Annotated in this window: 21 protein-coding genes and 1 tRNA gene; 8 read left to right on the forward strand and 14 right to left on the reverse strand. The window is 69.1% G+C overall.

Annotated features, from left to right (window positions below):
* From eno to MKP15_RS00675, 4 genes are all read right to left on the reverse strand, one after another.
* Positions 1–1,293 carry a phosphopyruvate hydratase gene (gene eno, locus MKP15_RS00660; protein ID WP_240211464.1) on the reverse strand — a complete coding sequence of 431 codons (1,293 nt, stop codon included), beginning with the start codon at positions 1,291–1,293 and terminating at the stop codon, positions 1–3.
* A 163-nt stretch (positions 1,294–1,456) separates the two neighbouring features.
* Positions 1,457–2,290, reverse strand: a complete 834-nt coding sequence (gene kdsA, locus MKP15_RS00665; RefSeq protein ID WP_104938532.1) for a 3-deoxy-8-phosphooctulonate synthase — start codon at positions 2,288–2,290, stop codon at positions 1,457–1,459.
* Positions 2,291–2,446: 156 nt separating this feature from the next.
* Positions 2,447–4,111 (reverse strand): CTP synthase, encoded by a 1,665-nt coding sequence (locus tag MKP15_RS00670; protein WP_161613165.1) that lies wholly within the window; start codon positions 4,109–4,111, stop codon positions 2,447–2,449.
* Positions 4,112–4,298: 187 nt separating this feature from the next.
* A complete protein-coding gene (locus tag MKP15_RS00675) occupies positions 4,299–4,547 on the reverse strand; it encodes a hypothetical protein (RefSeq protein WP_104938530.1) in 249 nt (82 codons plus the stop codon).
* 161 nt (positions 4,548–4,708) lie between these two features.
* Between MKP15_RS00675 and parE the strand changes: the two genes are divergently transcribed.
* A complete protein-coding gene (gene parE, locus MKP15_RS00680) occupies positions 4,709–6,598 on the forward strand; it encodes a DNA topoisomerase IV subunit B (RefSeq protein ID WP_104938529.1) in 1,890 nt (629 codons plus the stop codon).
* Between the two features lie 249 nt (positions 6,599–6,847).
* Positions 6,848–8,338, forward strand: coding sequence for a S10 family peptidase (locus MKP15_RS00685; protein WP_240211465.1), 1,491 nt, complete (start codon positions 6,848–6,850; stop codon positions 8,336–8,338).
* A gap of 90 nt (positions 8,339–8,428) precedes the next feature.
* Here MKP15_RS00685 and MKP15_RS00690 read toward each other — a convergent pair whose 3' ends face one another.
* Positions 8,429–9,550: an inorganic phosphate transporter gene (locus tag MKP15_RS00690; RefSeq protein WP_104938527.1), complete on the reverse strand. Its 1,122-nt coding sequence runs from the start codon at positions 9,548–9,550 to the stop codon at positions 8,429–8,431.
* Positions 9,551–9,692: 142 nt separating this feature from the next.
* Positions 9,693–10,319: a DUF47 family protein gene (locus MKP15_RS00695; protein WP_054664724.1), complete on the reverse strand. Its 627-nt coding sequence runs from the start codon at positions 10,317–10,319 to the stop codon at positions 9,693–9,695.
* A 277-nt stretch (positions 10,320–10,596) separates the two neighbouring features.
* Here MKP15_RS00695 and MKP15_RS00700 point away from each other — a divergent pair, with 277 nt between their 5' ends.
* Positions 10,597–11,913, forward strand: a complete 1,317-nt coding sequence (locus tag MKP15_RS00700) for a hemolysin family protein (protein WP_104938526.1) — start codon at positions 10,597–10,599, stop codon at positions 11,911–11,913.
* 79 nt (positions 11,914–11,992) lie between these two features.
* On the forward strand, positions 11,993–12,571 hold the full coding sequence (locus MKP15_RS00705) for an exopolysaccharide biosynthesis protein (RefSeq protein ID WP_240211704.1): 579 nt from the start codon (positions 11,993–11,995) through the stop codon (positions 12,569–12,571).
* 69 nt (positions 12,572–12,640) lie between these two features.
* On the opposite strand, the gene MKP15_RS00710 is transcribed toward MKP15_RS00705, so the two are convergent.
* The 3 genes from MKP15_RS00710 to MKP15_RS00720 all read right to left on the reverse strand — a co-directional run bounded on the left by MKP15_RS00710 (position 12,641) and on the right by MKP15_RS00720 (position 14,948).
* A complete protein-coding gene (locus tag MKP15_RS00710; protein ID WP_161613168.1) occupies positions 12,641–13,630 on the reverse strand; it encodes an LLM class flavin-dependent oxidoreductase in 990 nt (329 codons plus the stop codon).
* Between the two features lie 178 nt (positions 13,631–13,808).
* Positions 13,809–14,555 (reverse strand): sulfurtransferase, encoded by a 747-nt coding sequence (locus MKP15_RS00715; RefSeq protein WP_240211466.1) that lies wholly within the window; start codon positions 14,553–14,555, stop codon positions 13,809–13,811.
* A 27-nt stretch (positions 14,556–14,582) separates the two neighbouring features.
* Entirely contained in the window at positions 14,583–14,948 is a 366-nt protein-coding gene (locus MKP15_RS00720) for a DUF6164 family protein (protein ID WP_240211467.1), read from the reverse strand.
* A gap of 157 nt (positions 14,949–15,105) precedes the next feature.
* Here MKP15_RS00720 and MKP15_RS00725 point away from each other — a divergent pair, with 157 nt between their 5' ends.
* Together MKP15_RS00725 and MKP15_RS00730 are read left to right on the forward strand one after the other, a co-directional pair.
* Positions 15,106–15,537, forward strand: a complete 432-nt coding sequence (locus MKP15_RS00725) for an FKBP-type peptidyl-prolyl cis-trans isomerase (RefSeq protein ID WP_240211468.1) — start codon at positions 15,106–15,108, stop codon at positions 15,535–15,537.
* Positions 15,521–16,768 carry a TIGR03862 family flavoprotein gene (locus MKP15_RS00730; protein ID WP_240211469.1) on the forward strand — a complete coding sequence of 416 codons (1,248 nt, stop codon included), beginning with the start codon at positions 15,521–15,523 and terminating at the stop codon, positions 16,766–16,768. The genes MKP15_RS00725 and MKP15_RS00730 overlap by 17 nt, the downstream gene beginning before the upstream one ends.
* A gap of 78 nt (positions 16,769–16,846) precedes the next feature.
* Here MKP15_RS00730 and MKP15_RS00735 read toward each other — a convergent pair whose 3' ends face one another.
* The 5 genes from MKP15_RS00735 to MKP15_RS00755 all read right to left on the reverse strand — a co-directional run bounded on the left by MKP15_RS00735 (position 16,847) and on the right by MKP15_RS00755 (position 22,034).
* Entirely contained in the window at positions 16,847–18,469 is a 1,623-nt protein-coding gene (locus MKP15_RS00735; protein ID WP_240211470.1) for an FMN-binding glutamate synthase family protein, read from the reverse strand.
* A gap of 30 nt (positions 18,470–18,499) precedes the next feature.
* A complete protein-coding gene (locus tag MKP15_RS00740) occupies positions 18,500–19,789 on the reverse strand; it encodes a nucleotide sugar dehydrogenase (RefSeq protein WP_240211471.1) in 1,290 nt (429 codons plus the stop codon).
* A gap of 23 nt (positions 19,790–19,812) precedes the next feature.
* Positions 19,813–19,899, reverse strand: a tRNA-Leu gene (locus MKP15_RS00745).
* A gap of 142 nt (positions 19,900–20,041) precedes the next feature.
* A complete protein-coding gene (hemN, locus tag MKP15_RS00750; protein WP_240211472.1) occupies positions 20,042–21,451 on the reverse strand; it encodes an oxygen-independent coproporphyrinogen III oxidase in 1,410 nt (469 codons plus the stop codon).
* A gap of 157 nt (positions 21,452–21,608) precedes the next feature.
* Positions 21,609–22,034: a group III truncated hemoglobin gene (locus tag MKP15_RS00755; protein ID WP_240211473.1), complete on the reverse strand. Its 426-nt coding sequence runs from the start codon at positions 22,032–22,034 to the stop codon at positions 21,609–21,611.
* A gap of 187 nt (positions 22,035–22,221) precedes the next feature.
* On the opposite strand from MKP15_RS00755, the gene MKP15_RS00760 reads away from it, so the two are divergent.
* The gene (locus MKP15_RS00760) at positions 22,222–22,509 is read left to right on the forward strand and encodes a hypothetical protein (protein WP_104938518.1); all 288 of its coding nucleotides are present in this window, start codon (positions 22,222–22,224) and stop codon (positions 22,507–22,509) included.
* On the forward strand, positions 22,506–23,618 hold the full coding sequence (locus MKP15_RS00765) for a 4Fe-4S dicluster domain-containing protein (RefSeq protein ID WP_240211474.1): 1,113 nt from the start codon (positions 22,506–22,508) through the stop codon (positions 23,616–23,618). The genes MKP15_RS00760 and MKP15_RS00765 overlap by 4 nt, the downstream gene beginning before the upstream one ends.
* The last annotated feature ends 5 nt before the right edge of the window (positions 23,619–23,623 follow it).

A 23,623-nucleotide genomic window follows, 5' to 3' on the forward strand; every position in this document is an offset into this window, starting at 1 on the left:
TCAGCGCTTGAGCGAGACGAACGCGTCACGCCCGGCGTAGCGCGCGTTGCCGCCGAGGGCTTCCTCGATGCGCAGCAACTGGTTGTACTTGGCCACGCGGTCGCTGCGGCACAGCGAGCCGGTCTTGATCTGGGTGGCGGTGGTGGCCACGGCGATGTCGGCGATGGTGGTGTCCTCGGTTTCGCCGGAGCGGTGCGAGACGATCGCCGCGTAATGCGCCTTGTCGGCCATGGCGATCGCCTCCAGGGTCTCGCTCAGGGTGCCGATCTGGTTGACCTTGATCAGGATGGCGTTGGCGGTGCCCGACTCGATGCCCTCGGCGAAGATCTTCGGGTTGGTGACGAACAGGTCGTCGCCGACCAGCTGCACCTTGCCGCCGATGCGCTGGGTCAGCAGCTTCCAGCCGGCCCAGTCGTTCTCGGCCAAGCCGTCCTCGATGGTGATGATCGGGTACTGCGTGGTCCAGTCGGCCAGGAAATCGACGAACTGCTCGGAGGTCAGGCGCTTGTTCTCGCCGACCAGGTTGTACTTGCCGTTCTCGTAGAACTCGCTGGAAGCCACGTCCAGGCCCAGCAGGATGTCCTCGCCGGCGGTGTAGCCGGCCTTGCCGATGGCTTCCAGGATGGTGTCCAGCGCCTCGACGTTGCTGCGGAAGTCCGGCGCGAAGCCGCCTTCGTCGCCCACCGCCGTGCTCAGGCCGTGACCCTTGAGCACCGACTTGAGCGCATGGAAGATCTCGGTGCCGGCGCGCAGCGATTCACCGAACGAGGTGAAGCCGGCCGGCAGCACCATGAACTCCTGGAAGTCGACGTTGTTGTCGGCGTGCGCGCCGCCGTTGATGATGTTCATCATCGGCACCGGCAGCGACGGCGTGGCGCCGGTCTTGCCGGCCAGGTACTGCCACAGCGCCTGCTTGTTCGAGGCGGCGGCGGCGTGCGCGGCAGCCATGGAAACGCCCAGCAGCGCGTTGGCGCCCAGCCGGCCCTTGTTCTCGGTGCCGTCCAGGTCGATCAGGCGGCGGTCCAGCCCGGCCTGGTCCTGCGCATCGAAATCCTTCAGCGCCGCGGCGATCGGGCCGTTGACGTTGGCCACCGCATCGCGCACGCCCTTGCCCAGGTAGCGGGTCTTGTCGCCATCGCGCAGTTCCACCGCCTCCTTGGTGCCGGTCGATGCGCCCGAGGGCACGGCGGCACGACCGAACGAGCCGTCGGCCAGGGTGACTTCGGCTTCCAGCGTGGGGTTGCCACGGCTGTCGAGGATTTCACGGGCGTGGATCTTGGCGATAGTGGTCATGGTCTGGGGGATGGACTCGTTTGGGTAGGTCTGGGAATGGGAAACCGGCCGCAGTTTAAACGAAGCCGGGGCCGGCGCGGCGCGATGCTTGCGGCTGAAAACGCAGGCACGCCGGCAGGCCCTGAAACGATGATGGCCCGCATCGAGCGGGCCATCCGTCGCCTCACACGGTGGACTCGAGGAACCCGTGCTTCTTGGTGATCGAATCCAGCGCCAGCAGTGTTTCCAGCAGCGCTTCCATCTTGTCCAGCGGCCACGCGTTGGGGCCGTCGGACAGCGCCTTGGACGGATCGGGATGGGTCTCGGCGAACAACCCGGCCACGCCCACCGCCACCGCCGCGCGCGCCAGCACCGGCACGAATTCGCGCTGTCCGCCGGAACTGCTGCCCTGCCCGCCCGGCAGCTGCACCGAATGGGTGGCGTCGAACACCACCGGGCAGCCGGTGTCGCGCATCACGCTCAGCGAGCGCATGTCGCTGACCAGGTTGTTGTAGCCGAAGCTGGCGCCGCGCTCGCAGACCATGATGTCGTTGTTGCCGGTGGAGCGCGCCTTTTCCACCACCGGCTTCATGTCCCACGGCGACAGGAACTGGCCCTTCTTGATGTTCACCGGCTTGCCGGCGCTGCACACCTTCCTGATGAAATCGGTCTGCCGCACCAGGAATGCCGGGGTCTGCAGCACGTCGACGACCGAGGCCACCTCGTCCATCGGCGTGTACTCGTGCACGTCGGTCAGCACCGGCACGCCGATCTGCCTCTTCACCTCGGCCAGCACCTTCAGGCCCTCTTCCAGCCCCGGGCCGCGGAAGCTGGTGCCGGAGGTGCGGTTGGCCTTGTCGAAGCTGGACTTGAAGATGAAGTTCATCCCCAGCCTGCCGGTGATTTCCTTGAGCTTGCCGGCGGTATCGAGCTGCAGCTGCATCGACTCGATCACGCACGGGCCGGCGATCAGGAACAGCGGCTGGTCCAGGCCGACTTCGAATCCGCAGAGCTTCATTCAACTACCTCGTGTTTGTAGCCCTCTCCCGACGGGAAAGGGGTTGGATGAGGGGCCGGGGCCAGGCCCTTGCGGAACCGGGAATCCAGGCCTTCGCCGGCGTCCCGCCCGCCCCTACGGTGCGCCCTCCCCCGCAGGAGAAGGCGGAAACGAGCGTCAGGCCCGCGCTTCCTTCAACAGCTTGCCGCCGGCCTTCTTCTCGCGCGCGGCGCGGATGAAACCAATGAACAGCGGGTGCCCGCTGCGCGGCGTGGACAGGAACTCCGGGTGCGCCTGGCAGGCCAGGAACCACGGATGCACGTCGCGCGGCAGCTCCACCACTTCCACCAGGGTGTCGTCCATCGACTTGCCGGAGATCACCAGCCCGGCGTCCTCCAGCTGGGTGCGGTAGCGGTTGTTGAACTCGTAGCGGTGGCGGTGGCGCTCGGCCACCACGTCCTTGCCGTACAGCTCGCGCGCCAGCGTGCCCGGCTTAAGCCGCTGCTCCTGCAGGCCCAGGCGCATGGTGCCGCCCAGGTCGGACTTCTCGTCGCGCTTCTCGACCTCGCCGCTGGCGGTGCGCCATTCGGTGATCAGGCCGATCACCGGGTTCGGCGACTGGCGGTCGTTCTCGGTGCTGTTGGCGCCGTCCAGCCCGGCCACGTGGCGGGCATAGTCGACCACCGCCGCCTGCATGCCGTAGCAGATGCCGAAGTACGGCAGCTTGTGCTCGCGGGCATACCTGGAGGTCAGCACCTTGCCCTCGAAGCCGCGGTCGCCGAAGCCGCCCGGCACCAGGATGCCGTCCACGCCCTCGAGCGCGGCCATGCCGCCTTCTTCCAAGTCCTGCGCTTCCAGCCACTTGAGGTTGACCCGGGTGCGCTGGCGCAGGCCGCCGTGCTTGAGCGCCTCGCCGACCGACTTGTAGGCGTCCTGGTGGTCCACGTACTTGCCGACCACGGCGATGGTCACCTCGTCCAGCGGGTGCAGGGCCGCATCCAGCACCGCCTCCCACTCGGACAGGTCGGCCGGGCCGGCCTTGTCGGCGAGCTTGAGCTGGTTGACCACGATTTCGTCAAGGCCCTGCGCGTGCAGCCCCATCGGCACGCGGTACAGCACGTCCACGTCCGGCACGCTGATCACCGCGCGCTCGGAGACGTTGGTGAACAGCGAGATCTTGCGCCGCTCCGAATCCGGGATGGCCTGCTCGGAGCGGCACAGCAGCACGTCGGGCTGGATACCAATCGAACGCAGTTCCTTGACCGAGTGCTGGGTCGGCTTGGTCTTCAGCTCACCGGCGGCGCCGATGTACGGCACCAGCGTCAGGTGCATGAACAGCGCCTTCTCCGGGCCGCGCTCGGTGCGCACCTGGCGGATCGCCTCCAGGAACGGCAGCGACTCGATGTCGCCGACGGTGCCGCCGATCTCCACCAGCGCCACGTCGTAGCCCTCGGTGGCCTCGTCGATGCAGCGGCGGATCTCGTCGGTGATGTGCGGGATCACCTGCACGGTCGCACCGAGGTAGTCGCCGCGGCGCTCCTTGCGGATCACGTTCTCGTAGATGCGCCCGGTGGTCACCGAGTTCTTGCGGCTCAGCCGGGTATGGACGAAGCGCTCGTAGTGGCCCAGATCCAGGTCGGTCTCGGCACCGTCATCGGTGACATAGACCTCGCCGTGCTGGAAGGGACTCATGGTGCCCGGATCGACGTTGATGTACGGATCCAGCTTCATCATCGTGACCTTCAGGCCACGCGCCTCGAGGATGGAGGCCAGCGACGCGGCGGCGATGCCCTTGCCAAGCGAGGACACCACGCCGCCGGTAACGAAAATAAGGGGGGTCATGGCTCACTTGCCTCCCGGAAAGCCCTAGTTTAAAGGTTGTCGCGCGAACACCCAAGCACCGGATGCGGCGACCGCGGAAAATCCTGCCCGCGACGCGCCGGCCTTGCGGCCCGGCCGCCACGGGGCGGTAACAAAAAAAGACGCCCCGGCCTGCGCCGGGGCGTCCACGTTCATCGGGAAACCCGCGTCAGCGACGCTTGCGGGCTTCTTCCTCTTCCTCTTCGCGCGGGGCCGGCTGCTCGCCCCGGGCCTTTTCCTGGGCGGCGGCGGCGGCGCGGCGCTTGGCCTTCTGCTCGGCCTCGCTCTGCGCCTTGTCGGCGGCGGCCTGGGCGGCCTCGCCCGTCTTGGCCTTGTCCACGCTCTGCGCCATCACCAGCGGCACCGCCACGACGGCGGCGGCAGCCACGGCCAGAACCAGCAATTTCGACGATTTCATTGTCATCCTCCGGAGTCTCCGCCGATTCAGGGGGATCGGCTGCGTACGTTCCAGGGCGCACAGGATACCGCCCCGCGCCTCTCCCCGCACTGAACATCGGCGTGCAAATTTCCCCGGCAGACCGCAAACTTGCCCGTCGCATCAGCGCCTTATCGAGATACATGAACGCCCGCTACAACGCCGCCGACATCGAAGTCCTCTCCGGCCTGGACCCGGTCAAACGCCGCCCCGGCATGTACACCGACACCGCGCGCCCGAACCACCTGGCGCAGGAAGTCATCGACAATTCGGTGGACGAGGCGCTGGCCGGGCACGCGAAGACCGTGGAGGTCGTGCTGTTCAAGGACGGCAGCTGCGAGGTGAGCGACGACGGCCGCGGCATGCCGGTCGACATCCACCCGGAGGAGAAGATTCCCGGCGTCGAACTGATCCTGACCCGGCTGCACGCCGGCGGCAAGTTCAGCAACCGCAACTACACCTTCTCCGGCGGCCTGCACGGCGTCGGCGTGTCGGTGGTCAATGCGCTGTCCACGCTGGTGGAGATCCACATCAGGCGCGAAGGCAGCGAGCACCGCATCAGCTTCCGCGACGGCGACCGTGCCAGCCCGCTGGAAGTGGTCGGCTCCGTCGGCCGCAGGAACACCGGCACCCGGCTGCGTTTCTGGCCGGACCCGAAGTATTTCGACACCCCGAAGTTCAACGTGCGCGCGCTGCGCCACCTGTTGCGCGCCAAGGCGGTGCTGTGCCCGGGCCTGACCGTCCGACTGACCGACGAGGCGACCGGCGAGACCGAGACCTGGCATTACGAGGACGGCCTGCGCGACTACCTCAAGGCCGAGCTGGGCGAACGCGAGATGCTGCCGGCCGACCTGTTCGTCGGCGTCCTGAAGAAGGAAACCGAGGCGGTGGACTGGGCCGTGGCCTGGCTGCCGGAAGGCGAACTGGTGCAGGAAAGCTACGTCAACCTGATCCCGACCGCCCAGCACGGCACCCATGTCAACGGCCTGCGCACCGGGCTGACCGAGGCGCTGCGCGAGTTCTGCGATTTCCGCAACCTCCTGCCGCGCGGGGTCAAGCTGGCGCCGGAAGACGTGTGGGACCGGGTGTCGTTCGTGCTCTCGCTGAAGATGACCGATCCGCAGTTCAGCGGCCAGACCAAGGAACGCCTGTCCTCGCGCCAGGCCGCCGGCTTCGTCGAGGGCGCCGCCCACGATGCCTTCAGCCTGGCCCTGAACCAGAACGTGGAGATCGGCGAGAAGATCGCGCAGATCGCCATCGAGCGCGCCAGCGCGCGGCTGAAGACCGAGAAGCTGGTGGTCCGCAAGAAGGTCACCCAGGGCCCGGCGCTGCCCGGCAAGCTGGCCGACTGCATCAGCCAGGACCTGTCGCGCACCGAGCTGTTCCTGGTGGAGGGCGACTCGGCCGGCGGCAGCGCCAAGCAGGCCCGCGACAAGGATTTCCAGGCGATCCTGCCGCTGCGCGGCAAGATCCTCAACACCTGGGAAGTGGCCTCGGGCAGCGTGCTGGCCTCGGAGGAAGTGCACAACCTGGCCGTGGCCATCGGCTGCGACCCGGGCAAGGACGACCTGTCCGGCCTGCGCTACGGCAAGGTGGTGATCCTGGCCGACGCCGACTCCGACGGCCTGCACATCGCCACCCTGCTGACCGCGCTGTTCCTGAAGCACTTCCCGGCGCTGGTCGCCGCCGGCCACGTGTTCGTGGCGATGCCGCCGCTGTTCCGCGTGGACGTGGGCAAGCAGGTGTTCTACGCGCTGGACGAGGAAGAGAAGCGCTCGCTGCTGGAAAAGGTCGAGCGCGAGAAGATCCGCGGCCAGGTCAGCGTCACCCGCTTCAAGGGCCTGGGCGAGATGAACCCGCAGCAGCTGCGCGAATCCACCATCCACCCCGATACCCGCCGCCTGGTGCAGCTGACCGTGGACGACGAGGAGCAGACCCGCTCGCTGATGGACATGCTGCTGGCCAAGAAGCGCGCCGGCGACCGCAAGGGCTGGCTGGAAAGCAAGGGCGACCTCGCCTCCCTGGAGGTCTGACCCGGCACTGCGCCCGTGCCCGCCCAGGCGACCGGCGCCATGGGCGCAGCGCGCGGCGGACGCGAGGGCCGGCCTGCCACGCACGGTGCGCGGCCACCGTCGCGCCGCGGATGCGCGCAGCAACTGCGCACCGGCATCGCTCCGTGCCCGGGATTGCCCATCCGGGCCGGCGCCGCATGGCTTTGGGCACATTTGCCGCTCCCGCCACGGGCCTAGGATCGTGCGTTTCCCGATCCCCAGGTCATCCGCATGAAACACCTGCTGTACGTGGCCGCGCTCGGCGCCGGCCTGCTGTTCGCCGCGCCCGCGCCGGCCAGGCCCGCCGCCGACGCCGGCGACGACAAGGCCGCATCGACCGCGCCGGCACCGTTGCCGGCCGATGCCTCGGTCCGCCAGAGCATGCGCCTGGAAGGCCGCACCCTGGACTACACCGCCACCGTCGGCTCGCTGCCGGTGCGCGATGCGCAGGGCAAGACCATTGGCGAGGTGGTGTTCACCGCCTACACCGTGCCCGGCAAGGACCGCCCGGTCACCTTCGCGCTCAATGGCGGCCCCGGCGCCTCGTCGGTGTACCTGAACCTGGGCGCGGTGGGGCCGAAGGTGGTGGCCTTCGGCAGCGAGGGCGACAGCGCCTCGGCGCCGGCCACGCTGCGCGACAACCCCGGCACCTGGCTGGATTTCACCGACCTGGTGTTCATCGACCCGGTCGGGACCGGCTTCAGCCGCTCGCGGATTCCCGACGAGGAAGCGAAGAAGCAGTTCTTCAACCCGTCCGCCGACATCGAGTACCTGTCGCGGGTGGTATACGACTGGCTGCTGAAGAACCAGCGCATGACCTCGCGCAAGTACCTGGCCGGCGAAAGCTATGGCGGCTACCGCGGCCCGCGCATCACCCACTATCTGCAGACCCGGCTGGGGGTGGCGATGAACGGGCTGGTGCTGGTCTCGCCCTACCTGAGCCCGACCCTGGAGGACAACAGCGACGTCTCGCCGATGGCCTGGATCCAGACCCTGCCGTCGATCGCCGCCGCGCACCTGGAGCGCCAGGGCCGGCTCACCGATGCGGCGATGCGCGAGGTGGCCGAGTACGCCCGCAGCGACTACGCCAGCGCGCTGATGAAGGGCCGCTCCGACCCGCAGGCGACCGAGGCCATGCTGCGCCGGGTCACCGAGCTGACCGGCCTGGATTCGGTGTTCGTGCGCCGCGCCGGCGGCCGCCTGGAAACCCAGGCCTACCTGCGCGAGGTGTTCCGTGACAAGGGCACGCTGGGCAGCCGCTACGATTCCAACGTCACCGCCTTCGACCCCTTCCCCACCGATCCCGAGCAGCGTGCCAACGACCCGCTGCTGGACAGCATCATCGCCCCGACCACCACCGCCATGGTGGACTTCGTCACCCGCGTGGTCGGCTGGAAGGTGGATGCGCGCTACCACGCGCTGAGCTACGAGGTGAACCGCCAGTGGGACCGCAATGGCGACCTGCGTGCCGGCGCGGTCACCCAGTTGCGCCAGGCGGTGGCCATCGACCCGCGCCTGCAGGTGCTGATCGCGCATGGCTGGAACGACCTGTCGTGCCCGTTCATGGGTTCGATCCTGACCGTGGACCAGATGCCGGCCATGGGCAGCGACCCGCAACGCGTGCAGGTGCGCAGCTATCCGGGCGGGCACATGTTCTACAGCCGCGCCGACAGCCAGGCCGCGTTCCGCCGCGACGTGCGCGCCATGTACCAGCGCAACTGACGCCCACGCCGGCGCACAACGAAAGGCCCGCCGGGAAAGCGGGCCTTTCTGCATGCAACGGCCAACGGGCCGGCGGTCGGCTCGACCGGCTCAGTTCCAGCCGGCCAGCTCGAACAGCTTCAGGATCAGGTAGGCGCAGCCTCCGGCCGCCGGGATGGTCAGGATCCAGGCCCAGATGATGCGCTCGATCACCCCGATGCGCAGCGACTTCGGGTTCTTGGCGAAGCCAACGCCCATGATCGCGGTGGAGATGCTGTGGGTGGTCGAGACCGGCATGCCGAAGTGCGCGGCCAGGGTCAGGATGGTGGCCGAGCTGGTCTCCGCGGCGAAGCCGTGGATCGGGTGCAGCTTGACCATCTTGTGGCCCAGGGTCTTGATGATCTTCCAGCCGCCCGAGGCGGTACCGGCGGCCATCACCACCGCGCAGGTGAGCACGATCCACATGGCAATGCCATCGCCGGCATGCGCGTCCGGGTGCATGAACGCCAGCCACGACGGCAGGTTGTCCAGCGCGCCGGTGGCCTCGGCGCCGATCAGGGTCATGGCGATGATGCCCATGGTCTTCTGCGCGTCGTTGTGGCCATGGGCGAAGCCCATGTAGGCGGCCGAGACGATCTGCGCCTTGCCGAAGAACGCATTGACCCAGCGCGGACGCGCCAGCCGCCGCAGCACGCCACCGGCCCGCGCCATGCCGGCGATGATCGCCCACAGCAGGCACATCACCACGATGCCGAGCAGGAAGCCGGCGATCGGCGAGGTGATCATCGGCACGAACACCTTCCACAGCAGGCCCTTGTTCTGCGCCCAGTTGCCGAGGTTCTGCGACCAGATCAGCGCGTCCCAGTTGTTGTGCGCGGCGGCCAGGCCGGCGCCGCACAGGCCGCCGATCAGCGCGTGCGAGGACGAGGACGGCAGCCCTTTCCACCAGGTGATCAGGTTCCAGACGATGCCGCCGAGCAGCGCGCACAGGATCACCTGCGGGGTGACCTCGACCACGCTGGTGTTGAGCAGGCCGTTGGCGATGGTCAGCGCCACCGCGGTGCCGGTCAGCGCGCCGATCAGGTTCATGCCCGCGGCCAGCATCACCGCCCAGCCGGGCGAGAGCACCTTGGTGGCCACCACGGTGGCGATGGAGTTGGCGGTGTCGTGGAAGCCGTTGATGAACTCGAACACGAGCGCCGCCAGGATCACGACGAGGACAAGGGTCAGCATCGCAGCTGCCCCCTCGGGTCAAGCGGGAAGTCCCGCCGCGCCGTGGCGGGACGGGGGGTGTGGAAGCGCGGCTCGCGGGCATCGGCACGGCCGACGCACCCGCTTCCGAAGCCGGAAATGCACGGGATCCGCATCATGGCGATCACGAGTTCTTCAACACGATCTGGTAGACCACCACCCCGGCCTCGCGGCAGCGGTCGATGGCTTTTTCCAGGATCTCGAAGAATTCCTTGAGCAGGAACATCTGCAGGTTGTCCAGGCGCCCGGAATAGATTTCCCGGTACAGCTCGAGCATCAGCCGGTCGGCCTCGTTCTCCAGCGCGCGCAGCTTCTCGTTCATCGCCGTCATGCGGTCGATGTTCATGTGGCGCAGGTCCTTGACCATGTCCACCACCACCCCGGCGGCCTGCTCCAGCATCGCCGCGCGCGGGGCGAAATCGATGTGCGCCAGGTGCTGGGTGGCCAGCGCATAGCGGTCGGCGAACTTCTCGATCTGCTTGGGAATCTTGTACAGCGCCGAGCCCAGCGCCTCGATGTCCTCGCGCTCGATCGGGGTCATGAAGCTGTCCACCAGCGCCTGGCTGATCTTGTCCGAGGCCGCGCGCTCGCGCAGGCGCGCCAGCTTGAATGCATCCAGGGCGGGCTCGCGGTCGGCTTCGCGCATCATCGCGTGCAGCGCCTTGGCGCTGTCGGCGGCGGCCTGGGCGGCCTCGTCGAGATAGGTGTAGAACTGCTTGCCGGAGCCGAAAATGGTCTGCAATGAAAACATTGGAAATGCCTGTCCGCCGTCGCGGAAGGGACGGCACCGGGGCGAATTATGACGGCTGGATGACGTCTCGGGTATTCCCGGCCGGTTCCCGCCCACGAAAATGAACAGGCGGTTGCCGGCACCGCATGCCGGTTTGCTAAGATGCGCCGGCGCCCTCCGCGGGCGCACCCTATGGACGACGACCCTTACCCCCCGCCGCAGCGCCCGGGCAAGCCCCTGAGCCCCTGCCGCCACCGCAAGCACCCTCCCTCCCTGCCAACGACCCGGGGAGCGACCCGTGTTTGAACTGATCCTCATCGTTTTCGCCCTGATCCTGCTCAACGGCTTCTTCGCCATGTCCGAGATGTCGGTCATGACCTCGCGCAAGAGCCGGCTCAAGCAGATGTCCGCCACCAGCAAGCGCGCCGAGCGCGCCCTGGCGCTGGCCGAGAAGCCCGAGAACTTCCTGTCCACCGTGCAGATCGGCATCACCGTGATCGGCGTGCTGACCGGCTTCCTCGGTGGCGAAGCGCTGGGCGAAGCCATCGCCGCCTGGATCCAGGGGCTGATGCCGGGCTTCGACTACGCCGGCGCGGTCGGCAAGGCGCTGGCGGTCACCCTGATCACCTTCGTCACGCTGATCTTCGGCGAATTGGTGCCCAAGCGGCTGGCGCTGACCCGTTCGGAGGACATCGCCGGGCTGGTCGCGGTGCCGATGGGCTGGCTGGCCACGCTGGCTTTCCCGTTCGTGTGGCTGCTGTCGCGCACCACCCGGCTGGTGCTGCGCCTGCTGGGGCTGGGCAACACCGATTCGGCGTCGGTGACCGAAGAAGAGATCCGCATGCTGGTGGCCGAAAGCCACGAGGCCGGGGTGATCGACATCCACGAGCGCGACATGATGAACCGGGTCATGCGCCTGGGCGACCGCACCGCCGACAGCCTGATGACCCCGCGCAACCGCATCGCCTGGCTGGATACCAACGCCGATGTCGAGAAGAACCTGGAGACCATGCACGAGCATGCGTTCTCGCGTTACCCGGTGTACCGCGGCAACGACCAGGACATCGCCGGCATCCTCGAGGTCAAGTCGCTGGTCACGCGCCGCCTGCAGGGCGACACCCATGCGCTGTTCGAGAACCTGCGCGAGACGCTCTATGTCTCCGAATCCACCCATGCGATGAAGCTGCTGGAGATCTTCCGCGAGGAGCACCAGTCGATGGCGCTGGTGGTGGACGAGTACGGCGAGATCCAGGGCCTGGTGACCATCAGCGACCTGATGGGCGCGGTGGTCGGCCGCCTGCAGGCGCCGGAGAACACCGACGAGGACGCCCTGGTGGTCACCCGCGAGGACGGTTCGCTGCTGGTGGACGGTTCGCTGCCGGTGGATGACCTGCGCGAGCTGATGGGCGGGGTCGAGCTGCCCGATGCCGAGGAAGGCGACTACTACACCCTGGCCGGCATGTGCATGCACTTCTTCGGCCGCATCCCGCACGCCAGCGAGTACTTCGACTGGGCCGGCTGGCGCATCGAGATCGTCGATCTGGACGGCGCCCGCATCGACAAGCTGCTGCTGCGCCGGCTGCCGGAAGAAGACGAAGATGACACCACCGGCTGAGCCGCAGGACCGCGGGCCAGGCGCCGGCCCGGCCGCGGCGGGTGGCTACCGCAACGAGGGCATCCGCACCCTGCTGTCGATGTTCGAGCACGGCGACCCCGGGGAACAGCAGCCGCTGGGCAGGATCCTGCAGGGCCTGCAGGAAAGCGCGTTCGGCGTGTTCCTGTTCGTCGCCATCCTGCCGGCGTTCATTCCGGTGCCCGGCATCGGCGGCGCGGTCAGCGGCCCGCTGGTGCTGCTGATCGGCCTGCAGATGATGGCCGGCCTGGCGCGGCCCTGGGTGCCCGGGTTCATCGCCCGGCGCGGGCCCAGGCGAGGCACCATGCACCGCTTCCTGGGCCGCATCGATCGCCCGCTGCGGCGCCTGGACCGGATGCTCAAGCCGCGCCTGCCGGCCCTGGTGGGGCCGCTTCCGGCGCGGGTGTTCACGGGGCTGCTGCTGGTCATGACCGGGGTGCTGCTGTCGCTGCCGATCCCGCTGACCAACTATCTGTTCGGCTTCCAGCTGCTGCTGTTCGCGCTGGCGCTGATCGAGCGCGATGGCGCGCTGATGCTGTTCAACTGGGTCGCGGCGCTCGCCGCCGGCCTGTTCTTCGGTCTCGGCTCGGGACAACTGGTCGGCCACACCGTCGAACTGTTCCAGCGCTGGACCAGCTGAGCCCTGCCGCGCGGGCCGTCCCGGGCGCCGCACGCGGCGCCCGCAACCACCGCGGTCCCGGCCGACGGCTCAGTGCCGCGCCTGCCAGGCCTGCATCGCCAGTTCGAACGAGCGCAGCCGCGCGGCATGGTCGAAGATGTTGGCGGTTAGCATCATTTCGTCGGGCCGGTGGCGCGCGGCAAAGGCCGCCAGCCCCTCGCCCACCTGCTGCGGGTCGCCGAGTACGGTGCAGGCCAGCGCCCGCTCCACCCCGGCCTTCTCGTGCGGCTCCCAGAACGCCTCGATGTCGTCCACCGGCGGCGGGATCCGTCCCGGACGGCCGCGCCGCAGGTTGACGAAGCTCTGCTGCTGGGTCGTGAACAGCCGCCGGGACTCGGCCTCCGACGCGCTGGCCACCACGTTCAGCGCCAGGATCGCCCAGGGCGCCTGCAAGCGTGCGGACGGGCGGAAATCGCGGCGGTACAGCGCCACGGCCTCGTCCATCGCGTCCGGGGCGAAATGCGAGGCGAACGCGAACGGCAGGCCCATCGCCGCCGCCAGCCGCGCGCTGAACAGGCTGGAGCCCAACAGCCACACCGGCACGTCGATGCCCGCGCCCGGCACCGCCTGCACGCCCTGCCCCGGCTGCACCGGCTCGAAGTAATGCAGCAGCTCGGCCACGTCCTGCGGGAACTGGTCGGCACTGTCGAAGTAGCGGCGCAGCGCGCGGGCGGTGGCATGGTCGGTACCCGGCGCGCGGCCCAGCCCCAGGTCGATGCGCCCCGGATACAGCGAAGCCAGGGTGCCGAACTGTTCGGCCACCTGCAGCGGCGAATGGTTGGGCAGCATGATGCCGCCGGCGCCGACGCGGATGGTCGAGGTGCCGCCGGCAACGTGCCCGATCAGCACCGAGGTGGCCGCACTGGCGATGCCCGGCATGTTGTGGTGCTCGGCCAGCCAGTAGCGGCGATAGCCCCAGCGCTCGGCATGGCGCGCGAGGTCGAGCATGTTGGCGAACGCCTGGCCCGGCGTGGCGCCTTCGCAGACGGGGGCGAGGTCGAGGACGGAAAGGGGAATCATGCGGCGGCTTCCGGCAGGAGGTCCCTGCAACATGGGGCGCGCGGGGCGGTTTCCCATCCCTGCGCGCGGCGCCGGCGGCCGAACACTGTTTTCCGGCCCGTCGCACACGCGTTCGCAGCGGCAGGGCAGCCCGGCCGGGAGCCTCGGCGGGCAGGCCGCATGCGGGGCGGGCCCGCGCCTACGGGGTGGCTTCGTCCACCAGCGGCTGCAGCTGCGGGTCCAGCGCCACGCGCTCGTCGAACACGAAGCAGCGGCCTTCGTAGCCCTCGCCGCCCACTTCCTCGAAATACCCCAGGATGCCGCCGTCCAGCTGCAGCACGTTGTCCATGCCGTCATTGCGCATCCACAGCGCGGCTTTCTCGCAGCGGATGCCGCCGGTGCAGAAACTGACCACGGTGGCGTCGGCCAGGTCGGCGCGGTGCGGCGCCAGTGCCTCCGGCAGGTCGGTGAAACGGGCGATGGGCAGGGTCAGGGCGCCGGCGAAGGTGCCGTGCGCGAACTCCTGCGCGTTGCGGGTGTCGAGCATCACCACGCGCCTGCCTTCATCGTCATGGCCCTGCCGCAGCCAGCGCCGCAGCGTGGCCGGGGCCACGGACGGCGCGCGCGGGTAATCCAGCGGCTGACCGTCGTCGCGGCGGAAGCTGATGATCTCCGGCTTGACCTTGGCCTTGAGCCGCGCGAACGGCTGCATGCGGCTGTAGCTGTACTTGACCCGCATGGCGGCAAAGCGCGGGTCGGCCTTCAGCGCGGCGTAGAACGCGTCGATGCCGTCGCGGTCGCCGGCCAGGAACAGGTTGAGGCCCTCGTCCGCCACCAGGATCGTCCCGCGCAGTGCGCGTGCCTGCGCCCGCTCCAGCAGGGTGGCGGCCAGGGCGCCCGCATCGGTGATGGGAACGAAGTGGTAGGCGGCGGTATTGACGATCATCGGCATATTTTACGGCGCACGCGGGCGTCAGCCACGCAGCAGCATGAACGGCAGCAGCACCAGCGCGGCAGCGGCCAGCATGCCCAGCAGCACCGCGACCACGTACAGCGGCCGCCGCCGCAACAGCGAGCCGAAGGTCTCGGCGGTGCCGTCGCGCAGCGCGGCCTCGCGCTCGGCGCGCACGCGCCGCGCACGCGCGGCCTGGTAGCCGTCCATCAATTCCTTCGCGCGTGCGTGGTCCTGCCGGTCACGCAGCCACAGCCCGCCACTGGAAATGCCCCAGGGGCTGGGTTCGGTGCGGTACCAGGCAATACCGTGACGGTCGAGCAGTTCGCATACTTCGCGGCTCTCGTCGTCGTCGGCATTGCGCAGATTGAGCAGCAGTTTGGCCATCGCGCCATGATACCCGCTGGCGATGCGCTACCCTTGCGCGCCGTGCCGCTGGCGCCCCCATGCCGCACGCGCCCGTGCGTGCGCGGGGGCGGTGCCGCAGCCCCCTGCCCCGGCCTGCCGCGCATCCCGCGCGGCTGCCTTCAACCTGGAGTCCCCCATGCGTCGCCTGCTCGTGCCGTTGCTGTTGTCCCTGCTTGCCGCTGGTTGCACCCCGCCCGGGCCGCCGCTCGGGGGCAGCATCGCCGCCTTCGAGCGCATCGACACGGTACCGGGCAGCGGCGCCGAAGCGGTACCCGGCACCCGGGTCACCGTGCACTACACCGGCTGGATCTACGACGAGCGCCGCGCCGACAGGCATGGCGACAAGTTCGACAGCTCGCTCGACCGCGGCGAACCGTTCACCTTCGATCTCGGCGAGAAGCAGGTCATCCGCGGCTGGGACGAAGGCGTGGCCGGGATGAAGGTCGGCGGCAAGCGCACGCTGATGATTCCGGCGGACTACGGCTACGGCAACCGCCGTGCCGGCCCGATCGCGCCGGGTTCCTCGCTGGTGTTCGATGTCGAACTGCTCGATGTCCAGCCACGCTGATCCGGCCGGCACCGGCAAGCGGGTGGCGGTGGTCGGCGGCGGCCCCGCCGGGCTGTTCGCCGCCGAACGCCTGCGCGCGGCCGGCCTGTCGGTCGACCTGTACGAAGCCAAGGGCTCGCCCGGGCGCAAGTTCCTGATCGCCGGCAAGGGCGGGCTGAACCTCACCCATTCCGAACCGCGCCCGCAGTTCGACCAGCGCTACCGCGAGCGCCAAGCGGACGTCGCCGGCTGGTTGGACGGCTTCGATGCCGAGGCGCTGCGCGGGTGGGCGCGTGGCCTGGGCGTGGACACCTATGTCGGCAGTTCCGGGCGGGTGTTCCCGCTCGACCGCAAGGCCGCGCCGCTGCTGCGCGGCTGGGTGCGGCGGCTGAAGGAACAGGGTGTGCGCTTCCACGTGCAGCATCGCTGGCTGGGCTGGAACGACGATGGCGCACTGCGCATGCAGACCAGCGACGGCGACGTCGCCGTGAGCGTCGACGCCACCGTGCTGGCGCTGGGCGGCGGCAGCTGGCCCGAACTCGGTTCCGATGGCGCCTGGGTGGACACGCTGCGCGCGCGCGGCGTGGACGTGGCGCCGCTGCAGGCGGCCAACTGCGGCTTCGACATCGACTGGAGCGGACATTTCCGCCAGCGCCATGCCGGCAGCCCGCTCAAGCCGGTCATCGCGCACTGGCGCGACCTGCACGGCGACCCCCAGCAGTTGCAGGGCGAATGCGTCGCCAGCGAGTACGGCATCGAAGGCAGCCTGGTCTATGCCATCGCCGCCGACCTGCGCGAGACGATCAACCGCGACGGCCATGCGCTGCTGGAACTGGACCTGGTGCCGGGCCGCGACGAGGCGCGCCTGCGTGCCGAGCTGTCGCGCCCGCGCAAGGGGCGCAGCTTCGGCGAGCACCTGCGGCGCGCCACGGGCATCGACGCCGCCAAGGCCGCACTGGTGTTCGAACGGCTCGGCAAGGACGCCGGCAACGACCCGGACGCCGTGGCACGCACGCTCAAGCGCCTGCCGCTACGCCTGCTGCGGCCGCGGCCGATGGCCGAAGCCATCAGCAGCGCCGGCGGCGTATGCCTGGAGGCGACGAACGCGGGACTGATGCTGCAGGCGCTGCCCGGGGTGTTCTGCGCCGGCGAGATGCTGGACTGGGAAGCACCGACCGGCGGTTACCTGCTCACCGCGTGCTATGCCAGCGCCCTGCGCGCGGCAGACGGCGTGATCGCCTGGCTCCGCTAAGCACATTCCCGCAGGTACGCAGCCTGCTCCGCACGCCACTACGTCGAGGCAGGACATGCAGCACCGCCTGCCCCGCCCTCAGTGCAGCTTGGTCCCGCGCAGCGCCGCGATCCGTGCCGGCGGGTCGAACGAATCGCTGCGCGCGTCCGCCCAGTATTCGCGGAACACCGCATGCCCCGGCACGCGGTCGAGCAGTTCGCCCGGCGACAGGTAGCGGTACAGGGTCGCCATCGAGCGGATCTCGATCGGCGACACCCGCCGCAGGATGTGTTCGGGGCCCAGTTCCGACGGGTCGTTCAGGCCGGCCGCGCCCAGCAGGTCGCGCAGCGCACGCAGGGTGTTCTCGTGGAAATTGCGTACCCGCTCGGCCTTGTCGGTCGGGTCCAGGTGGCGCCAGCGGCTGGGATCCTGGGTAGCGATGCCGGTAGGACACTTGTCGTTGTGGCAGCTCAACGACTGGATGCAGCCCAGCGCGAACATGAAGCCGCGCCCGGCGTTGCACCAGTCCGCGCCCAGCGCGATGGTCCGCGCGATGTCGAAGGCGCTGGTCACTTTGCCGGCCGCGCCGATGCGGATGCGATCGCGCAGGCCCAGGCCCACCAGCGTGTTGTGCACCAGGATCAGCGCCTCGTTCATCGGTACGCCGACATGGTCGATGAACTCCGCCGGCGATGCGCCGGTGCCGCCCTCGGCACCGTCGACCACGATGAAGTCCGGCAGCAACCCGGTCTCGTGCATGGCCTTGGCGATGCCGAACCATTCCCACGGATGGCCGATGGCCAGCTTGAAGCCGGTCGGCTTGCCGCCTGACAGCTCGCGCAGGCGCGCGACGAACTGCAGCAGTTCCACCGGGGTGGAAAACGCCGAGTGCCGCGACGGCGACACGCAGTCCACGCCCATCGGCACGCCACGGGTCGCTGAGATCTCGGCACTGACCTTGGCCGCGGGCAGCACCCCGCCGTGGCCGGGCTTGGCGCCCTGCGACAGCTTGATCTCGATCATCTTGACCTGGTCGTGGTTGGCGTTCTCGACGAAGCGCTCCTCGCTGAAACGGCCGTGTTCGTCACGGCACCCGAAGTAACCGGAGCCGATCTCCCACACCAGGTCGCCACCGTTCTCGCGGTGGTAGGGCGAGATCGAGCCTTCGCCGGTGTCATGGTAGAAGCCGCCCATCTTCGCGCCCTTGTTCAGCGCGCGGATGGCGTTGGCCGACAACGAACCGAAGCTCATCGCCGAAATGTTGAACACGCTGGCCGAATACGGCCGCGCGCAGCCGGCGCCGATCACCACGCGGAAGTCATGGTGCGGAATGCTGGTGGGCGCCATCGAGTGGTTGATCCACTCGTAGTCCACCGCATAGGTACTGCGCAGCGTGCCGAACGGCACCACGTCCATCACGTTGCGCGCACGCTGGTAGACCAACTGCCGCTGCTGGCGCGAGAACGGCACGTCCTCCAGGTCGCTCTGCACGAAGTACTGGCGGATTTCCGGGCCGATGGATTCGAAGCCGTAACGGAAGTGCGCCAGCACCGGGTAATTGCGCCGCAGCACGCTGCGCCGCTGCAGCACGTCCCAGGTGCCGAGCAGCGCCATCGCGCCGAACAGGCCCACGCCCCAGTACCAGGCGGGCCAGTGTTGCGCCAGCGCCAGCGATACCGGCAGCAGGACCAGCGCCAGTACGTAAACCAGATAACGGTGCATGGCCGTCCTCGTGACCGGGGATGGCGGATTCTACAACCGGTCGTCCACCACGTGCCGCGGCCACGCCGACTTGACGTCGTACACCACCATGTCGGCCACGCCCAGCGCTCGAATACGCGCGGCATCGAGTTCGCGGAACTGGCGGTGCGCCACCGCGAGCACCACCGCGTCGTACTGGCCGTGCGCAGGGGCGTCGACCAGCTTCAGGCCGGACTCGCGTTCGGCCTCGTCCGCATCGGCCCATGGATCGAACGCATCCACCCGCGCGCCCTGCCCGGCCAGCAGGCGTGCCAGGTCCAGCGCCCGGCTGTTGCGCAGGTCCGGGCAGTCCTCCTTGAACGTCACCCCCAGCACCAGCACCCGCGCCCCGCGCAGTGCCTTGCCCTTGTCGGCCAGCAGCGCGTCCACCCGCGCCACCACGTGTGCGACCACCCGGTTGTTGACCTGGCGCGCGGTGTGGATCAGGTCCGGGTGGTAACCCACGCTCTCGGACTTGTGCAGCAGGTAATACGGGTCCACGCCGATGCAGTGGCCGCCGACCATGCCCGGCCGGAACGGCAGGAAGTTCCACTTGGTGCCGGCCGCTTCCAGCACGTCCAGCGTATCGATGCCGAGCCGGTCGAAGATCAGGGCCAGTTCGTTGACCAGGGCGATGTTGACGTCGCGCTGGATGTTCTCCACCACCTTGGCCGCTTCGGCCACGCGCAGCGAGGGCGCGCGCCAGGTGCCGGCGGCGATGATGCGCCGGTACAGCGCGTCCACCACCTCGGCCGCTTCCGGCGTGGAACCGGAGGTGATCTTGCGGATGTCCGGCAGGCGCCGCTGGCGGTCGCCCGGATTGATCCGCTCCGGGCTGTAGCCGCACCAGAAATCCTGGTTGAAGCGCAGGCCCGAGCCCTGCTCCAGCAACGGCACGCAGACTTCCTCGGTGGTACCGGGGTAGACGGTGGATTCGTAGATCACCAGGTCGCCGCGCTTGAGCACCCCGGCGATCAGCTGGCTGGCGCCGCGCAACGGCTCCAGGTCGGGCTGCTCCCAGGCATCGATGGGCGTGGGCACGGTGACGATGAACACGTTGCACCGGGCCAGTTCGGCGGCGTCGGCGCAATAGCGCAGGCAGGTGGCCGCCGCCAGTTCGGCGGCATCCAGCTCCAGCGTGCGGTCATGGCCCTGGCGGAGTTCGGCCACGCGCCCGGCGTCGATATCGTAGCCAAGCGTGTCCAGCGTCCGCCCGAACTCGACCGCCAGCGGCAGGCCGACATAGCCCAGGCCAATGACGGCGATGCGCGGCGCACTGGCTGCGGAAATGTCGGCGCTCATCCCATCCCTCGAGGTTGCATGGCTGGTGCCCGGAGCCGGAATCGAACCGGCATGGGGTTGCCCCCGGCGGATTTTAAGTCCGATGCGTCTACCAGTTTCGCCATCCGGGCATCGCGATAGCGTGCCTGATCGAGCCGCGCTTGTGAATCCGACGCTGCTGCACGGGCGGGTCCCGCCATCGCGGCAGGACTTCGGCGGCCGATCCCGCGGCGGGCGTGGCCGCCGCGTGCCGGCCACGCGCCGCAGCGGCGTTCAGATCGCCCGCGAGTAGCGCGCGGGCTGCTGCGGCGCCTGCAGGTAACGGTCGAAGCACATGGCGATCAGGCGCAGCAGCGGCCGCCCCTGCCGGGTCGCGGCGACGACGCCGTCGTGGTACCGCGCCAGCCCGTCGGCGGCCAGGCGCTGCAGCGCCGCCAGTTCGCTGGCGAAGTACTGCTCGAAATCAATGCCGTGGCGCGCCGCCAAGGCGTGACCATCCACGCGCCCATGGCACATCAGCTGCTGGATCAGCTCGGCGCGCAGTACATCGTCGGCATCCAGCTCCAGCCCGCGCCACACCGGCAGCCCACCGGCATCGATCCGTGCCTCCCAGTCCTTCAGGTCGCGCGGGTTCTGGCTGTAGCTGTTGTCGATCCGGCTGATGGCGCTGACCCCCAGGCCCAGCAGGTCGGTCTCGGCATGGGTGGTGTAACCCATGAAATTGCGGTGCAGGCTGCCGGCGCGTTGCGCGCGTGACAGGTCTTCTTCCGGCAGCGCGAAATGGTCCATGCCGATGTACTGGTAGCCGGCGGCCGAGAGCCGCTCCACCGCAAGCCCCAGCAGCGCCAGCTTGCGTTCGGCGTCGGGCAGGTCCGCATCGACGATCTGCCGCTGCGCCTTGAACAGGTGCGGCATGTGCGCGTAGCCGTAGATCGCCAGCCGGTCCGGGCGCACCGCCAGCACGGTTTGCAGCGTGCGCGCGAAGCCTTCCAGGGTCTGCTTCGGCAGGCCGTAGATCAGGTCGACGTTGACCGAGCGCAGGCCATGGCGGCGGCAGGCGTCGATGATCGCCAGCGTTTCGTCCACCCCCTGCACGCGGTTGATCGCCTGCTGCACCGCCGGGTCGAAGTCCTGCACGCCGAGGCTGGCGCGGTTGAAGCCCAGTTGCGCCAGCACGGCGATGTCGTCCGGACTGACCGAGCGCGGGTCCAGTTCGATGGAGAAATCGCGGCCGGCATCACTGCTGAAGCGGAAGCGCTGGCGCAGCCCCTCGACCAGGCGCGACAGCTGTTCCGGCTCGAGGAAGTTCGGGGTGCCGCCGCCGAAGTGCAGCTGGGTGACCTCGCGCCCGGCCGCGAACAGCGGCGCCACCCGGTCCGCCTCGGCCAGCACGCGGTCCACGTACGGTGCGCCCTTGTCGCGGTCGCGGCTGATGACCCGGTTGCAGCCGCAGTAAAAGCACGGACTGGTGCAGTACGGCACGTGCACGTACAGCGACAGCGGCCGCGCCGATGCATTGCTGCGCGCGATCGCCTCGCGGAACTGCCCGGTGCCGTAGCCGTCGTGGAAGTGCGGCGCGGTGGGATAGGAGGTATAGCGCGGCCCCGGACGATCATGGCGGCGCAGGATATCCGGGTCGAAGGTCCAGCCCAGCGGGTCGGGAAATGCGGTGGTCGTGTCCATGCGGCGCAGCATGCGCCGTGTCACCGGCTGACGCTTTGAGCCAGATCAATGGGGCATGAGTGAGTGAAGAGGAGTGAGAAATGAGAGAAGGCAGAGCCATCATCTCCGCGCAGGCAGAGATCGCTCTTGATCCCTCTCACTACTCACTCCTCTTCACTTACTCCCCGCTACTGCCCAGCACCTGCAGCGTCGGCCAGCGCGACATCTGGAAGCGGCGCCAGAAATTGCCGGCGATGCGCTCGGCGGCATCGTCGGCCAGCCGTTGCATCGGCACGTTGCCCAGCTCGGCCGTGGTCTGCCGGAACAGCTGCAGCCAGCGCGCGAACAGCTCCTCGCGCAGCTCGTCAATCACCATGTGCTTCTGCATCGGCGCGCCCTGGAAACGGCGGGTGCCACGCAGCAGCGCCGACCAGAAATCGGCCAGGTGCCGCATGTGCGCCTCCCAGTCGTGGACATGGGCCTCGAACACCGGGCCCAGCAGATCGTCCTGGCGCACCCGGCCGTAGAACGCGCGCACCAGGCGGTCGATCTCTTCCTCGCTGCACAGATCCGCTGCCGGTTGCGGCACGCGCCCATCGTTCATCGCTGCAGAACTCCTCGCCTGGCGGCCATTGTGCTGAACGGCTTCCGGGCACGGCTTGATCCAGATCAAGGCTGCCCGGCGCCGGGCTGCCTAGGCTGACGGCATCTCCACCCCCGCCTTTGGCGCCGCGCCGGCGAAGCGGCGAACGCCGATTGTACGCCCGCCAGGCCCCGCGTCCGATGTCACCATGATCGACCCCGACACCTCGTCCCCTCCGCGCCCCTCCCCGGTACAGAAGCTGGGCGCGGTGCTGTGGCCGAGCTTTTTCGTCGCGGTGGTCGCATCGGTGCTGTTCTTCGCCTTCTTCGACCCGCTGGAGCTGCAGCGCATCGGCTTCCCGGACCGCGTGATCAGCCGTGGCCTCGGCTACACCGCCGGCTTTTTCCTGGCGTGGCTGGGTACGTTCAGCGCCTGCAGCGTGACCGCCCTGCTGCTGCGCCCGCCCGCGGGCGATGACGAGCTGCCGCTGGAATGAACAGCGTCCAGCGCCCCGGCTACTCCGCCGCCGTGCACCCGGCCGCGCCCGCACGCGGGGCACCGGTGCAACGGCGCCATGTCGCGCAATGGCTGGTACTGGCGCTGATGCTGGGCCTGTTCTACGGCATGCCGTGGCTGCGCTGGCACGATGCGCCGCTGCTGCTGTTCGACGTCGAGGCCCGCCGCATCCACTTCTTCGGCCTGGGCCTGCGTACCGACGCCGTCGTGCCGCTGCTGTGGCTGGCACTGGCCGGGCTGGCCGCACTATGCCTGGTCACCAGCCTGTATGGCCGGCTGTGGTGCGCGTATGCCTGCCCGCAGACCGTGCTGACCCGCCTGCACCGCGCAGTGCGGCGCGTCACCGCGCTCAACGGATGGGCCGGCGCACGCGCCGAAGCGGTGCTGCGGCATGCGCTGTGGGCCGCGGTATCGCTGTGGACCGGCATTACCTTCGTCGGCTATTTCTCGCCGATCGGCGAACTTGTCAGCGGCCTGCCCGCTTTCGCGATCGGCGGCTGGAAGGCATTCTGGATCGCCTTCTACGCTGCGGCCACCTGGGCCAACGTACTGTTCCTGCACGAACAGGTCTGCACCTACCTGTGCCCGTATGGCCGCGTGCAGCCGTGGCTGACCGACGCCTTCACCCCTTCGATCCATTACGACGCGCGGCGCGGCGAACCGCGCGGCGCGCGTCCCGCCGGCGGCGGCAGCGTGATGCAGCGCGCGCGCGGCCTGCTGGACCCGGTAACCGCACGCGATTACGTGTTCCGCGCCGCGCACCCGGCCAGCGCCGGCCCGCGCCCGACCTTCAGCGACGCCCATCTGGGCGACTGCACCGACTGTGACGCCTGCGTCCGCGCCTGCCCGATCGGGCTGGACATCCGCAATGGCCGCAACGACTCATGCATCGAATGCAATGCCTGCACCGACGCCTGTGACGACACCATGGCCCGCAATGGTTTCCCCGCCGGGCTCATCCTGCGCACCAGCATTGCCCGCATCGAACAGCGCCCCGCCGCCCCTTTCCGCGCCCGCCCGCTGCTGTTCGGCGCGTTGACGGTGCTGTTCCTGGTGCTGGCGGTCACCGGGCTGCTGGCGACCAGCTGAGCCGC

It is taken from the genome of Stenotrophomonas sp. Y6, from assembly GCF_022436665.1.
GTDB lineage: Bacteria > Pseudomonadota > Gammaproteobacteria > Xanthomonadales > Xanthomonadaceae > Stenotrophomonas > Stenotrophomonas acidaminiphila_A.

Bases quoted from the DNA above. Each gene is read 5' to 3' on its own strand.
- eno (WP_240211464.1), bottom strand. From the start codon at position 1,293: ATGACCACTATCGCCAAGATCCACGCCCGTGAAATCCTCGACAGCCGT.
- kdsA (WP_104938532.1), bottom strand. From the start codon at position 2,290: ATGAAGCTCTGCGGATTCGAAGTCGGCCTGGACCAGCCGCTGTTCCTG.
- MKP15_RS00670 (WP_161613165.1), bottom strand. From the start codon at position 4,111: ATGACCCCCCTTATTTTCGTTACCGGCGGCGTGGTGTCCTCGCTTGGC.
- MKP15_RS00675 (WP_104938530.1), bottom strand. From the start codon at position 4,547: ATGAAATCGTCGAAATTGCTGGTTCTGGCCGTGGCTGCCGCCGCCGTC.
- parE (WP_104938529.1), top strand. From the start codon at position 4,709: ATGAACGCCCGCTACAACGCCGCCGACATCGAAGTCCTCTCCGGCCTG.
- MKP15_RS00685 (WP_240211465.1), top strand. From the start codon at position 6,848: ATGAAACACCTGCTGTACGTGGCCGCGCTCGGCGCCGGCCTGCTGTTC.
- MKP15_RS00690 (WP_104938527.1), bottom strand. From the start codon at position 9,550: ATGCTGACCCTTGTCCTCGTCGTGATCCTGGCGGCGCTCGTGTTCGAG.
- MKP15_RS00695 (WP_054664724.1), bottom strand. From the start codon at position 10,319: ATGTTTTCATTGCAGACCATTTTCGGCTCCGGCAAGCAGTTCTACACC.
- MKP15_RS00705 (WP_240211704.1), top strand. From the start codon at position 11,993: ATGTTCGAGCACGGCGACCCCGGGGAACAGCAGCCGCTGGGCAGGATC.
- MKP15_RS00710 (WP_161613168.1), bottom strand. From the start codon at position 13,630: ATGATTCCCCTTTCCGTCCTCGACCTCGCCCCCGTCTGCGAAGGCGCC.
- MKP15_RS00715 (WP_240211466.1), bottom strand. From the start codon at position 14,555: ATGATCGTCAATACCGCCGCCTACCACTTCGTTCCCATCACCGATGCG.
- MKP15_RS00720 (WP_240211467.1), bottom strand. From the start codon at position 14,948: ATGGCCAAACTGCTGCTCAATCTGCGCAATGCCGACGACGACGAGAGC.
- MKP15_RS00725 (WP_240211468.1), top strand. From the start codon at position 15,106: ATGCGTCGCCTGCTCGTGCCGTTGCTGTTGTCCCTGCTTGCCGCTGGT.
- MKP15_RS00730 (WP_240211469.1), top strand. From the start codon at position 15,521: ATGTCCAGCCACGCTGATCCGGCCGGCACCGGCAAGCGGGTGGCGGTG.
- MKP15_RS00735 (WP_240211470.1), bottom strand. From the start codon at position 18,469: ATGCACCGTTATCTGGTTTACGTACTGGCGCTGGTCCTGCTGCCGGTA.
- MKP15_RS00740 (WP_240211471.1), bottom strand. From the start codon at position 19,789: ATGAGCGCCGACATTTCCGCAGCCAGTGCGCCGCGCATCGCCGTCATT.
- hemN (WP_240211472.1), bottom strand. From the start codon at position 21,451: ATGGACACGACCACCGCATTTCCCGACCCGCTGGGCTGGACCTTCGAC.
- MKP15_RS00755 (WP_240211473.1), bottom strand. From the start codon at position 22,034: ATGAACGATGGGCGCGTGCCGCAACCGGCAGCGGATCTGTGCAGCGAG.
- MKP15_RS00760 (WP_104938518.1), top strand. From the start codon at position 22,222: ATGATCGACCCCGACACCTCGTCCCCTCCGCGCCCCTCCCCGGTACAG.
- MKP15_RS00765 (WP_240211474.1), top strand. From the start codon at position 22,506: ATGAACAGCGTCCAGCGCCCCGGCTACTCCGCCGCCGTGCACCCGGCC.